Consider the following 12,776-nt stretch of genomic DNA (forward strand, 5'->3'; position numbering starts at 1 on the left):
CCTCGGTCTTTCTACCCTCGGTCTTTCTACTCGCAGGGAAGGGTTTCCGACGCGGGCAGGGCGGCGGTGATCCAGGCCCGTTCGGGGGCGATCTCCTTCTCCCCGACGCTCCACAGGTCCGGCTGGGCCTGCCCGCGCGAGATCCCGACGAGAACGTGGTCGCCCGGCCGCGGCCGGGGGTCGACGCCCTCGTCCATGGGGAAGACGATCCGGTCCTGGCCCCTGGCGGGCTTGTAGGAGCGGTCCACGTCGAGGGTGACGCGGTCCTGGCCGGTGCCGGGGACCGGTTCGACCTCGGCGACGGTGCCCTCGGCCACGATCCGGGCGCAGGCGAGGTATCCGGCGTGCCCGGGCTTGGACTCCTGCTCGCCGTGGAACGGACCGGGCGCGCTGTCGGCGGCCGCGCTGCCCGCCGCGTCCTCCCCCGACCCGTAACCGCTCTGCACGACGAGCCACCCCATACCCACCACGACGCCGGCGGCCACGGCCGCGACGAGCCCCCGCAGGACCACGACCGGGGCCCGTGGACGACTCCGCCGCCCGGCCAGCAAGACCACACCGGCCCCCTGCCCGGACGGCGACACTGCCTCCTGGGACTCCACGGCCGGTTCGACACCGCTTGCCCCGGCCTCCGTCCCGGTGTCGCGTGCGAGCGTCTCCCCGATCAGCAGCATCTGTTCGCGCAGCAGGGCCACGTCCGCGGTGGCCGAGCGGTGGGCCGCCATGAAGGCCGGGTCCCGTCGGGCCCCCTCCGGCAGCGGTTCGTCGAGGAGCGCTGCCATCAGCGCGTCCGTGCCGTCGTAGTCGGCGTCGCGCCGGTCGTCGTCGTTCCGGGCGGGCATGTCACACCACCTCGTCCTCGTGCAGGCGGGCGCGCAGGGCCCGTACCGCCGCGTGCAGCCTGCTCTTGACCGTGCCCTCAGGGACGCCGAGCTGCTCGGCGATGGACCGGACCGGCAGGTCGGCGTAGAAACGCAGCACGACGACCTGCCGCTGGGCGTCGGGCAGCTCGTCCAGGCCCTGGGCGACGGCGACGGACAGCACGCTGGTGTCCTCGCCGGAGGGGTGCGCCGGCTGCCGCAGGGCGGCCAGCCGCTCCCCGAGGCGCTCCTGGCGGCGCTTGGCCCGGTGCCAGTCCATGGCCAGGTTGGACGCGACCACCGCCACCCACGCCGAGACGTCCCGCGGCGCCTCCCGGCCGCTCGCGGCCCGCTCCAGCAACCGCAGGCGGACCTGCTGCACCCCGTCCGGCAGGTCCGCCTGCGGCACCCCGCCCAGCGCGAGCACCGCCCGCACCCGGCGCTCCTGTGCCGCGTCCAGCGGATCGTCGCCGGTACCGGCGTGCGCCTCCCGGCCGCGCCGGGCCCTTCCGCGCAGCAGCACAAGCCACCCCCTCACCGTGTTTCTTCTACGACGCCGGCACCGCCCGGAACGTTCGGACCTTTTTCCGGCGGGACGACAGAGGCGTACGTCACACTCCCGTGTGGCCGAGAACAACAGGGGCAGGCGACCTTGCGGCGTATACCCCCCGGTAAACGAATTTCTCCAGCTCAGCGGGGGTGGGCGCCGAAGGTCCGCAACCATGGAACGGGACACGTCGTCCCACACCCCGGGCAGACCGGGGAAAGAAGTGGACAGGCGGGCCTTGGTCGGCCGCATGATGGAAAGGCCTCGGCCAAGTAACGAGCACGTGAAGAGACGCAGGAGAGGGAGTCGCCGTGAGGGTCGGAATCGTCGGAGCCACCGGACAGGTGGGCACGGTCATGCGCAGGATCCTCACGGAACGGAACTTCCCGGTCACCGAACTGCGCCTGTTCGCCTCGGCCCGTTCCGCGGGCACCCAGCTGGACGGCGTGACGGTGGAGGACGCGGCGACCGCCGACTACACCGGCCTGGACATCGTGCTCTTCTCCGCGGGCGGTGCCACGTCCAAGGCGCTGGCAGAGAAGGTCGCCTCCCAGGGCGCCGTGGTGATCGACAACTCCTCCGCGTGGCGCAAGCACCCGGAGGTCCCGCTGGTCGTCTCCGAGGTGAACCCGCACGCGATCGCGAACCGCCCCAAGGGCATCATCGCCAACCCGAACTGCACGACGATGGCCGCGATGCCGGTGCTCCGTCCGCTGCACGCGGAGGCGGGCCTGGAAGCCCTGGTCGTCGCCACGTACCAGGCGGTCTCCGGCTCCGGCCTCGCGGGCGTCGCCGAGCTGCACGGCCAGACGCAGAAGGTCGTCGCCGAAGCGGACAAGCTCACGCACGACGGCGAGGCGGTCGACTTCCCCGAGCCGGGCGTCTACAAGCGGCCCATCGCCTTCAACGTGCTGCCGCTGGCGGGTTCGATCGTCGACGACGGCCTGAACGAGACCGACGAGGAGCAGAAGCTCCGCAACGAGTCCCGCAAGATCCTGGAGATCCCCGACCTGAAGGTCTCCGGCACCTGCGTGCGCGTCCCGGTCTTCTCCGGCCACTCCCTCCAGGTCAACGCCCGCTTCGCCCGCCCGATCTCCCCGGAGCGCGCGACGGAGCTGCTGAAGGACGCCCCGGGCGTCGAGCTCTCCGACATCCCCACCCCCCTCCAGGCCGCCGGCAAGGACCCGTCCTACGTCGGCCGCATCCGCCGCGACGAAACGGTGGACAACGGCCTGGCCCTCTTCGTCTCCAACGACAACCTCCGCAAGGGCGCCGCGCTGAACGCGGTCCAGATCGCGGAGCTGGTGGCGGCCGAGCTGAAGGGCTAGTCCCTGCGCACCTCGTAGAGGAAACACCCGTATTCGACGGCCCGGACGTGGACGAGCACCACGGCCGGGTCGTCGAACGCTTCCCCGAGGGCCTGCTCGAAGGCGTCCGGCTCCTCGACCAGCCGACCGCCCACGATGCGCCCCTCGGCGGAGTAGCGGCGGAGCGTGCGGTGGGCGTTGGTGAAGGGCAGGGCCGCGTCGGCGTCCGGGCCCGGGCAGTCGTCGGCGTGGATGAAGACCGGGCCCACTTCGTCGTACGCGCCGGGGTCGACGCCCTTTTCCGCCGCCCAGCGGCGTAGTGGGGCGTACGAGACGAGGGCGATGCGGTCACCCGGCTCGCTGCGGCCCAGGCAGCAGCGGAGGGGCGCTCCGCCCCCGGGGTCGGTGAAGGGGGCCGCGGGGCGGCCCGCGTCGTCCGTCGTGCGGAGTTCCTTCAGGACGCGCGGGGCGATGGGCTGTGCGGTGTACGTCGTCGTCATGGTCGTCAGGCTTGCTCGCCCGGGACCGGATCACCGGCGGTTTCCGGACGTCGTTCTTCCCCCTGCCGCCCGGCCCGTACGATCGCCGGCAGGGCCAGGAGCGCCAGGCCGCCGCCCACGCAGAGCACCGCCGTCGGGCCGAGTGCGTCGGCCGCGCGGCCCCCGGTGAACGCGCCCAGCGCGATCCCGGTGTTGAAGACACCCGCGAAGAGCGCCGACCCTGCCTCGCGGGCCCTCGGCGCGGCGGCCGACAGCCAGCTCTGGGTGGAGACCGAGACGCCCCCGTAGACCAGGCCCCAGACGACGAGCAGGAGCGTCGAGGCGACGAGTGAGTCCGCCGCCGGGACCAGCAGCAGGACGACCGTGCCCAGCGCGGCCGCGATGACCAGCAGGGCCCGGCGTGGGTCGCGGTCCGCCAGCCATCCGCCCGCGAAGGTGCCGGCGACTCCGGCCGCGCCGTAGCCGAGGAGGATGGTACTGATGGTTCCCGCGTCCAGGCCGGGGACGCGTTCCAGGACCGGGCGGACGTAGGTGTACGCGGTGAAGTGGCCGGTGACCAGCAGCGCTGTCGCCAGCAGGCCCCGGGACACCGGCGGCGTGCGCAGCAGGGCGGGGAACGTGCCGAGCCTGACGGGGCGTTCGAGGGGCAGCGGCGGCAGGGCGAGGGCCAGGGCTGCGGCCACGGCCGCCGCGAGGGCGGCCAGTGCGGCGAACGCCCAGCGCCAGCCCGCGAGTGCCCCGAGGTAGGTGCCGGCCGGGACGCCCAGCACCGACGCCACCGCTATCCCGCTGAAGATCAGCGCGGTCGCCCGGCCCGCCCGGTCCGGCGGCATCAACCGTGTCCCCAGCCCGGCCGCGATCGCCCACACCCCGCCGATGCACACCCCGACCAGGGCACGTGCGAGCAGCAGGACGGCGATGTGCGGGGCCACGGCGGACAGCGCGTTGGCGGCCGCGAGGAGGAGCAGCAGTGCGCACAGCACCGTGCGCCGGTCGGCGCGGCGGGCCGCGACGGGCAGCAGTGGCGCGCTCGCCGCGGCGACCAGGCCGGGCAGGGTGACGGCGAGCCCGGCGGTGCCGGCGGAGACGCGCAGGCCGGTGCCGAGCGAGGTGAGCAGGCCGACCGGGAGCATCTCGGTGGTGACGACGGCGAAGGTGGCGGTGGCCAGGGCCAGGACAGCGGGCCAGAGGCGCGCCGGCCTGCCGGTGCCGGTCTGCGGGGCGGTGGTCATGGACGTCGTGGAGTTCGAGGAGGGCATGCCTCCACCCTTTTGCGCGGCCCGCCCGGGAACAACGGCGAAGTCCTCACCCTTGCATGAGCGGGACTGATCGATCGGAACCGAGGGGAAACGGCCGTGGCGGGGCTGGAGTTGCGTGAGCTGGAGTGCTTTCTGGTGCTGTCCGAGGAGTTGCACTTCGGCCGGACCGGAGAGCGGCTGTACGTCTCGCAGAGCCGGGTGAGCCAGTTGCTGAGCTCGCTGGAGCGCCGGGTGGGGGGCCGTCTGGTGCACCGCACCAGCCGCCGGGTCGCCCTGACGCCGCTCGGCGAGCGGTTCGTGCAGCGGCTGCGTCCGGCGTACGGCGGGCTGCGGGAGGCCGTGGACGACGCGCGGGCCGCCGCCCGGGGTGTCGAGGGCGCCCTGCGGATCGGCTTCCAGGGGACGGCGGACACCGGGCTGACGGCGGCGGTGCGGGACTTCCGGTCCGCGCACCCGGAGTGCGAGACGGACGTGGTGGAGATTCCGCTCGCCGATCCCTTCGGCGCCGTGCGCGAGGGCGCGGTGGACGCGGCGGTCGTCCTGCTTCCCGTCCAGGAGCCGGACCTGGTGCTGGGACCGGTCTTCTCCGAGCGGCCCCAGACGGTCGCGGTCGGCCGGGACCACCCGTTCGCGTCCCTCGTGAAAGTGACCGCGGCGGAGGTGGCGGCGGCCCCGCTGGTCACGGCCGCTCCCCCGGCCCCCGCCTACTGGCGGGCCGTCCACGCCCCGTCCGCCGTGCCCGGCCCGGCGGTGACCACCCTCCAGGAGGGCCTGACCCAGGTCGCCGCGGGCCGCGCGGCCATGCTGCTGTGCCGGCCCACGGCCGCCTACCACCGGCGCGAGGACGTGGTGTTCGTACCGGTGGAGGGCGTGCCCGAGTCGGCGCTCGGCCTCGTGTGGCACCGGGAGGGGGAGACGGCGGCGGTACGGGAGTTCGCGCGGACGCTCGCCGGGTGAGGGGTATCCCTAGGAGATCCCCAGGTCGTCGCCTCGTGCGAAGCTGCCGTGGAAAGATGGCGCAACCCACCCATACCGAGGAGATGACCGCGTGCCTGGCACAAACCTGACCCGCGAGGAGGCGCAGCAGCGGGCGAAGCTGCTCGCCGTTGACTCGTACGAGATCGAACTCGACCTCTCCGGCGCGCAGGAGGGCGGCACCTACCGGTCCGTGACCACGGTGCGCTTCGACGTCGCGGAGAACGGGGCGGAGTCGTTCATCGACCTGGTGGCCCCGGCCGTGCACGAGGTGACCCTCAACGGGGACTCCCTCGACCCCGCCGAGGTCTTCGCCGACTCCCGGATCGCCCTGCGCGGCCTGCTGGAGGGCCGCAACATCCTCCGGGTGGTCGCCGACTGCGCGTACACCAACACCGGTGAGGGCCTGCACCGTTTCGTCGACCCGGTCGACGACCAGGCCTACCTCTACACCCAGTTCGAGGTGCCGGACGCCCGCCGGGTGTTCGCGAGCTTCGAGCAGCCGGACCTGAAGGCGACCTTCCAGTTCACCGTGAAGGCGCCCGAGGGCTGGACCGTCGTCTCCAACTCACCCACGCCCGAACCCCGTGACAGCGTCTGGGTCTTCGAGCCGACGCCGCGCATCTCGACGTACATCACGGCGCTCATCGTCGGCCCGTACCACTCGGTGCACAGCGTGTACGAGAAGGACGGCCAGTCCGTCCCGCTGGGCATCTACTGCCGCCCCTCGCTCGCCGAGTACCTCGACTCGGACGCGATCTTCGAGGTGACCCGGCAGGGCTTCGAGTGGTTCCAGGAGAAGTTCGACTACGCGTACCCGTTCAAGAAGTACGACCAGCTGTTCGTGCCGGAGTTCAACGCGGGCGCGATGGAGAACGCGGGCGCGGTGACCATCCGCGACCAGTACGTGTTCCGGTCGAAGGTGACGGACGCGGCGTACGAGACGCGCGCGGAGACCATCCTGCACGAGCTGGCCCACATGTGGTTCGGCGACCTGGTCACCATGGAGTGGTGGAACGACCTGTGGCTGAACGAGTCGTTCGCCACGTACACCTCCATCGCCTGCCAGGCGCACGCGCCCGGGAGCCGGTGGCCGCACGCGTGGACCACCTTCGCCAACTCCATGAAGACCTGGGCCTACCGGCAGGACCAGCTGCCGTCCACCCACCCGATCATGGCCGAGATCCGGGACCTGGACGACGTCCTGGTCAACTTCGACGGCATCACGTACGCCAAGGGCGCCAGCGTCCTGAAGCAGCTCGTCGCCTATGTCGGCATGGACGAGTTCTTCCGGGGCGTGCAGGCCTACTTCAAGCGCCACGCCTACGGCAACACGCGCCTGTCCGACCTGCTGGGCGCCCTGGAGGAGACCTCCGGCCGCGATCTGAAGACATGGTCGGAGAAGTGGCTCGAGGCGGCCGGCATCAACATCCTGCGCCCGGAGATCGAGACGGACGCGGACGGTGTCGTCACCTCCTTCGCCATCCGCCAGGAAGCCCCGGCCCTGCCCGCCGGCGCGAAGGGCGAGCCGACGCTGCGCCCGCACCGGATCGCCGTCGGCCTGTACGAACTCGACGACGACAGCGGCAAGCTGGTCCGCGACGAGCGGATCGAGCTGGACGTGGACGGCGAGCGGACGCCCGTACCGCAGCTGGTGGGCAAGCGCCGCCCGGCCGTGATCCTGCTCAACGACGACGACCTGTCCTACGCGAAGGTCCGCCTGGACGAGCAGTCCCTGGCCTTCGTGACGGAACACCTCGGCGACTTCGAGTCCTCCCTTCCCCGCGCCCTGTCCTGGGCGTCGGCCTGGGACATGACCCGCGACGCCGAGCTGGCGGCCCGCGACTACCTCTCGCTGGTGCTGTCCGGCATCGGCAAGGAGTCCGACATCGGCGTCGTGCAGTCGCTGCACCGCCAGGTGAAGCTGGCGATCGACCTGTACGCCGACCCGGCCGCCCGCGAGGCGCTGCTGGCCCGCTGGACCGACGCGACGCTGGCCCATCTGCGGGCGGCGGCGCCGGGCAGCGACCACCAGCTGGCGTGGGCGCGCGCGTTCGCCGCGACGGCCCGCACGCCCGAGCAGCTGGACCTGCTGGACTCCCTGCTGGACGGCTCGAAGACCATCGAGGGCCTGGTCGTCGACACGGAGCTGCGGTGGGCGTTCGTACAGCGGCTCGCGGCGGTCGGCCGGTTCGACGAGACGGAGATCGCGGGCGAGTACGACCGTGACCGTACGGCCGCCGGTGAGCGCCACGCCGCCACGGCCCGCGCCGCCCGCCCGACCCCGGAGGCCAAGGCGGAGGCGTGGGCGTCGGTCGTCGACTCCGACAAGCTGCCGAACGCCGTGCAGGAGGCGGTCATCGCCGGCTTCGTCCAGACCGACCAGCGCGAGCTGCTCGCCCCGTACGCGGACCGCTACTTCGAGGTGGTCAAGGACATCTGGGAGTCCCGCTCCCACGAGATGGCCCAGCAGATCGCCGTCGGCCTCTACCCGACGGTCCAGGTATCCCAGGAGACCCTGGACAAGACGGACGCCTGGCTGGCCTCCGCCGAGCCGAACGCGGCCCTGCGGCGGCTGGTATCGGAGTCGCGGGCGGGCGTGGAGCGCGCACTGAGGGCTCAGCGGGCGGACGCGGCGGCTGAGTAGCCGTGCCCGTCCGTACGACTGTGGGGGCGCCCGGCACTGAGCCGGGCGCCCCCCTTTCGTTAGAGCTGCGGGCGGGGCTCTTCTCGACGTCAGAGGCTGATGAAGGGCGAGTGTTCGAGGAGCAGGAGGTGGGGCCGGTCCTTCTGGCGCTCGCCGACGGGAACCGGCGTCGGGTCGTGGCCGAACTCGCCGCACGGCCGGACGAGGAGCGGCTGTGCGCCTCCTTCGACCTGCCGGTCAGCAAGTCCAGCCGCACCCATCACTGGCGCGTGCTGCGCGAGGCAGGTCTGGTGTACCAGCGCGACGCCGGGAACAGGCTGTACATGCGCCTCCGCAAGGAGGACCTGGACCGCAGGTTCCCCGGCCTGGTCCAGGCCGTCATCGACGCGGACCGGGACCCGCGCTGACGTACGCCTCGGGCCCGCGGCGGCGCCGGGAAGAGGAAGGTCGTACCGCCCGGCTGACAGCGGAGGTGCGCACGGCTGCCGCCTTCCGCCGGGGCGTGATCTGCCCCGCCACCGTCGCCCCGAACGCCAGCGCCATGCCCGCCAGTTGCACCGGCGTCAGCACCTGGCCGAGCGCCGCCCAGCCGACGACGGCCGCGGTCAGCGGGGAGAGCGGGCCGAGGAAGGTGACCTGGGTGGCGGTGAGGCGGCCGATGCCGCGGAACCACAGCCAGTAGGCGATCGCCGTGTTCGCGACGGCGAGGTAGAGGTAGCCGCCGACCGCCCGGCCGTCCAGCGCCGGCGGCGGGCCCTCGACGAGGACGGCGAAGGGCGCGATGAGCAGGCCGCCCGCGGTCAGCTGCCAGCCGGCGAGGGCGAGCGGACCGACGCCCTCGGGGCGCCCCCACCGCTTGGTGAGCACGGTGCCGGTGGACATGGAAGCGGTGGAGGCGAAGGCCGCAAGCACGCCCAGCACGTCCAGCGCCCCGGCCGCCTGGAGCACGACCAGACTGACGCCGGACGCGGCCGCGAACCCGGTGAGCACCATGCGCGGCGACGGCCGCTGCCCCAGCAGCAGGGCCGAGAGGCCGACCACGAACAGCGGCCCGACCGAGCCGACGACCGCCGCCATGCCGCCCGGCAGCCGGTACGCGGAGAGGAACAGCAGCGGGAAGAAGGCGCCGATGTTCAGAGCGCCGAGCACCCCCGACTTCCACCACCAGGCACCGCGCGGCAGCACCCGGGCGAGGGCGAGCAGGAGCAGGCCGGCGGGCAGGGCGCGCATGAGGCCGGTGAACAGGGGGCGGTCGGGCGGGAGGAACTCGGTGGTGACGGCGTAGGTGGTGCCCCAGGAGACGGGGGCGAGGGCGGTGAGGGCGATGAGAGCCGGGCGGGAGGTGGCCATGAGAGGCGCCCTTCAAGGTAGGTCGATGGCAAGTAGCTTAGCTCCAAGCAACTTCCCGTCAAGCTACTTTCTTGCCGACGACCCAGTGTCATTGGATACTCGTCCCATGAGCGAACGCGCCGAGCAGCGCAAGGACCCCGTCGACGCGATCATCGACCAGTGGGCGAGAGTGCGGCCCGACCTCGACACCGCCGCCATGGAGGTCTTCGGCCGCATCTACCGGCTCTCCCGCGCGATGGGTGACCGGACGGAGAAGGCGTACGCGCGGTTCGGGATCGGCCGCGGGGAGTTCGACGTCCTGGCGACCCTGCGCCGCGCCGGTGAGCCCTACACGCTGTCACCCCGGCAGCTCTCGGCCACGCTGATGCTCACGACGGGCGGAATGACGGGCCGCCTCGACAAGCTGGAGCGCGCCGGCCTGCTGCGCCGCTCCCCGATCCGCACGACCGGCGCGGCCTGCACGTCACGCTCACCGACAAGGGCCTCGACCTGATCGACGAGGCGGTCGGCGCCGGACTCGCCGTCCAGACGGAGGCCCTGTCCGGCCTCGACACCGAGCAGGCCGGCCAACTGGCGGAACTGCTCAGGGAGTTGCTGCGGACGACGGAGGACCGGCAGGACTGCGCCGGCCTCGGACGCGTTCGCACCCCACTGGGCGGTGACTACCCCACATGGGCGGCGACGGCCGCCTCGATCGCCCGGAGGGCCGCCGCGTCGGCCGCCCACGCCGCGTACCCGTCGGGCCGTACCAGCACCGTCGTACGGCGGTCGCTCGCCCAGTGCTCCACGGCCAGCCGGTCCTCACGGCCGGCCCCGGCCTTGTACGGCTCCGGGGTGATCAGCACGAAGCGGCCGCCTCGCATCGCCTCGTGCAGGCGACCGCCTCCGGCCAGGGCGACGTCCGGGACACGGAGGCCGGTGAAGCGGTGGGAGCCGCGGGGAGCGGGGTAGCGGTAGCCGATGCCCGTGACCTGGCCGAGCGCCTTGCGCCGGGCCGGGCCGACGGTGTCGAGGAAGGCGGCGAAGGCGGTGCGCAGGGCGATCGTCCAGGGCCGCCTGGCCATGGCGGCACGCACGATGCCACCGCTGCTGCGCAGCACCGTCCTGCCGATGGGGTGACGTTCGGCCTGGTAGGTGTCGAGGAGCGGGTCGGCCGCGTGTCCCTTGAGGACGGCGGCCAGCTTCCAGCTCAGGTTGGCCGCGTCCTGGAGGCCGGTGTTCATGCCCTGGGCGCCGGCCGGGGTGTGGACGTGCGCGGCGTCCCCGGCGAGGAAGACGCGGCCGACACGGTAGGCGGGCGCCTGCCGTTCGTCGCTGTGGAAGCGGGACATCCAGCGGGGGTCGTGCATGCCGAAGTCACGGCCGAGGGCGCGCCGGGTGGTCTCCCTGATCTCGTCGAGCTCGACCGGCGCGTCGTCGGGAATCTCGCGGCCGCGGTCCCAGCAGACGACGCGGTGGTAGCCGTCGCCGAAGGGGACGAGGAAGGCGAAGGCGTCGCCGACGGCGTCGAAGGTGAGCAGTTCCCCGGGCTCCTCGGTCACCCGTACGTCCGCGAGCATGACGGAGCGGATCACCGAACGGCCGGGGAACGGCAGCCCGATCGCGTTCCGCACCGTGCTGCGCATCCCGTCGGCGCCGACGACGTACGCCGCGCGCAGCGCCTCCGGGCCGCCGCCGGGTCCGCGGACCTCGACCGTCACACCCTCCGCGTCCTGCGTCAGCCCGGTCACCTCGGTCTCGTACCGGAACTGCGCCCCGGCCTCCCGCGCCCGCCGCCCCAGGGCCTTCTCCACCTCGTACTGCGGAAGGACGAGGAGGTGGTTGAAGCGGGAGGGGAGCGTGGCGAGGTCGAGGCCGAGGCGGCCGTAGAGGCGGAACCGGTCGAGCCGCCGGCCCATGGCGTCCAGTTCGTCGGCCAGCCCTCGGGCGTCGAACTGCTCCAGCGTGCGGGCGTGCAGGACGAACGCGCGGGAGAGGTTGCTGATCCCGTGCGGGCGCTTCTCGACGACGGTGACGGGGACACCGGCGGTGGCCAGGTCACCGGCCAGGAGAAGGCCGGTGGGGCCGGAGCCGACGACGATCACGGTGCGGGGGGTGTCGCTCATCAGAGCCTCCCGGTAGGCCGACACGTGTGGGTCGATCCCGTTGGTCAACACACGTTTGCCAACGGTCGTTGACCAACGATCGTCGACCAACATAGAACCGCAGCCCTGCTTCGTCAACACTTGTTGGCCTACACATGTTGGCCTACGGTTGTCGGCATGCCCGACAGCAAGCGCACGACCCCCTCCAGACGCTCCGACGCCACCCGCGCCGCCATCCTCCACGCCGCCCGCGAGCGCTTCGCCGCCGACGGCTACGAGCGCGCCACCATCCGCACCATCGCGCGGGACGCGGACATCGACCCGTCCATGGTGATGCGGTACTACGGCAGCAAGGAGGGCCTGTTCGCGGCCGCCGTCGCCGTCGATCTGAAGCTGCCCGACCTGGACCCGCTGCCCCGGGACGAGGTCGGGTCCGCCCTCGTGACCCACTTCCTCGCCATGTGGGAGGAGAACGAGGTGCTCACGGCTCTGCTCCGGGTCGGTGCCACCAGCCAGGCCGGGGCCGAGCGCATGCAGGGCATCTTCCGGGACCAGCTGCTTCCGGTCGCCCGCCAGGTGTGCCCCGACCCCGAGCAGGTCCCGGTGCGGGCCGCGCTCACCTCCACGCAGCTGCTCGGGCTGGCGCTCACCCGCTACGTCCTGCGCCTCCCGCCGACCGTGGCGCTCAGCCGCCAGGAGATCGTGGCGTGGCTGGCGCCGACGGTGCAGCGCTACCTGACGGCACCACATCCCTGAGCCTCGCCCACCGGAGAACCGGTAGCCCCGCCACCGGGAAGGGCCGAGGGCGCCCGGAAAGCCGAGGGCGCCGCCCCGGTCGTCGTACGGCGGCATGCGCGTACGTACGGCGGGGACGGCGCCCTCGGAAAGGTGCGCGACGGACTCGGACGGAGCCCTGGTCAGGCCTTGGCTTCGGCCTTGGCGTCAGCCTTCGTGTCGGCCTTGGTCCTGATGTTGGAGCTGGTCGGGTCCTTCCGCTTGTGCGACTTGTCCCCGACCATCACCAGACCGGCGATGACCAGGTACAGCACGATCGGGGCCACGACGAAGAGGCCCAGCGTCTCGATGACGCTCAGGCCCGGGCCGGGGTCGTCACCGTCGTCGCGCGTGAGCGCGGAGGCGGGCGACGACATGAGCAGCATCATCAGCGTCGTACCGGCTGCCAGGGCGCCGGCGCGCAGGGCGTTCTTCTTGTCCACGGTGCCAAAAGTATCCAACGCCCGTCGCGG

Annotated in this window: 12 protein-coding genes and 1 pseudogene; 6 read left to right on the top strand and 7 right to left on the bottom strand. The window is 72.7% G+C overall.

Going from position 1 to position 12,776, the window contains the following annotated elements; genetic code table 11:
- Nucleotides 1-26: 26 nt before the first annotated feature.
- Both V8690_RS14475 and V8690_RS14480 read right to left on the bottom strand, forming a co-directional pair.
- Nucleotides 27-842, bottom strand: a complete 816-nt coding sequence (locus V8690_RS14475) for a hypothetical protein (RefSeq protein ID WP_338779026.1) — start codon at nt 840-842, stop codon at nt 27-29.
- A gap of 1 nt (nt 843) precedes the next feature.
- Nucleotides 844-1,380 carry a sigma-70 family RNA polymerase sigma factor gene (locus tag V8690_RS14480; protein WP_338785351.1) on the bottom strand — a complete coding sequence of 179 codons (537 nt, stop codon included), beginning with the start codon at nt 1,378-1,380 and terminating at the stop codon, nt 844-846.
- A 338-nt stretch (nt 1,381-1,718) separates the two neighbouring features.
- Here V8690_RS14480 and V8690_RS14485 point away from each other — a divergent pair, with 338 nt between their 5' ends.
- Complete coding sequence (locus V8690_RS14485; protein ID WP_338779029.1) at nt 1,719-2,735, top strand: aspartate-semialdehyde dehydrogenase; 1,017 nt, start codon at nt 1,719-1,721, stop codon at nt 2,733-2,735.
- On the opposite strand, the gene V8690_RS14490 is transcribed toward V8690_RS14485, so the two are convergent.
- Both V8690_RS14490 and V8690_RS14495 read right to left on the bottom strand, forming a co-directional pair.
- On the bottom strand, nt 2,732-3,214 hold the full coding sequence (locus V8690_RS14490; protein ID WP_338779031.1) for a DUF1203 domain-containing protein: 483 nt from the start codon (nt 3,212-3,214) through the stop codon (nt 2,732-2,734). The genes V8690_RS14485 and V8690_RS14490 overlap by 4 nt on opposite strands.
- Nucleotides 3,215-3,219: 5 nt before the next feature.
- Nucleotides 3,220-4,473 (bottom strand): MFS transporter, encoded by a 1,254-nt coding sequence (locus V8690_RS14495; RefSeq protein WP_338779032.1) that lies wholly within the window; start codon nt 4,471-4,473, stop codon nt 3,220-3,222.
- Nucleotides 4,474-4,569: 96 nt separating this feature from the next.
- On the opposite strand from V8690_RS14495, the gene V8690_RS14500 reads away from it, so the two are divergent.
- From V8690_RS14500 to V8690_RS14510, 3 genes are all read left to right on the top strand, one after another.
- Nucleotides 4,570-5,430: a LysR family transcriptional regulator gene (locus V8690_RS14500; protein WP_338779034.1), complete on the top strand. Its 861-nt coding sequence runs from the start codon at nt 4,570-4,572 to the stop codon at nt 5,428-5,430.
- 91 nt (nt 5,431-5,521) lie between these two features.
- Nucleotides 5,522-8,095 (top strand): aminopeptidase N, encoded by a 2,574-nt coding sequence (pepN, locus tag V8690_RS14505; RefSeq protein WP_338779036.1) that lies wholly within the window; start codon nt 5,522-5,524, stop codon nt 8,093-8,095.
- Between the two features lie 128 nt (nt 8,096-8,223).
- Entirely contained in the window at nt 8,224-8,502 is a 279-nt protein-coding gene (locus V8690_RS14510) for an ArsR family transcriptional regulator (protein WP_338779038.1), read from the top strand.
- Here V8690_RS14510 and V8690_RS14515 read toward each other — a convergent pair.
- A complete protein-coding gene (locus V8690_RS14515) occupies nt 8,474-9,445 on the bottom strand; it encodes an EamA family transporter (protein WP_338779040.1) in 972 nt (323 codons plus the stop codon). The genes V8690_RS14510 and V8690_RS14515 overlap by 29 nt on opposite strands.
- A gap of 106 nt (nt 9,446-9,551) precedes the next feature.
- Between V8690_RS14515 and V8690_RS14520 the strand changes: the two are divergent.
- Nucleotides 9,552-10,054: pseudogene (locus V8690_RS14520) on the top strand (MarR family transcriptional regulator); the annotation flags it as partial.
- A gap of 53 nt (nt 10,055-10,107) precedes the next feature.
- Here V8690_RS14520 and V8690_RS14525 read toward each other — a convergent pair.
- The gene (locus V8690_RS14525) at nt 10,108-11,550 is read right to left on the bottom strand and encodes an FAD-dependent monooxygenase (RefSeq protein ID WP_338779043.1); all 1,443 of its coding nucleotides are present in this window, start codon (nt 11,548-11,550) and stop codon (nt 10,108-10,110) included.
- A 156-nt stretch (nt 11,551-11,706) separates the two neighbouring features.
- Here V8690_RS14525 and V8690_RS14530 point away from each other — a divergent pair, with 156 nt between their 5' ends.
- Entirely contained in the window at nt 11,707-12,285 is a 579-nt protein-coding gene (locus V8690_RS14530; protein WP_338779045.1) for a TetR family transcriptional regulator, read from the top strand.
- Between the two features lie 161 nt (nt 12,286-12,446).
- Here V8690_RS14530 and V8690_RS14535 read toward each other — a convergent pair whose 3' ends face one another.
- A complete protein-coding gene (locus V8690_RS14535; RefSeq protein WP_338779047.1) occupies nt 12,447-12,746 on the bottom strand; it encodes a hypothetical protein in 300 nt (99 codons plus the stop codon).
- Between the last annotated feature and the right edge of the window lie 30 nt (nt 12,747-12,776).

It is taken from the genome of Streptomyces sp. DG1A-41 (genome assembly GCF_037055355.1).
In the GTDB taxonomy this organism is placed as follows: Bacteria; Actinomycetota; Actinomycetes; order Streptomycetales; family Streptomycetaceae; genus Streptomyces.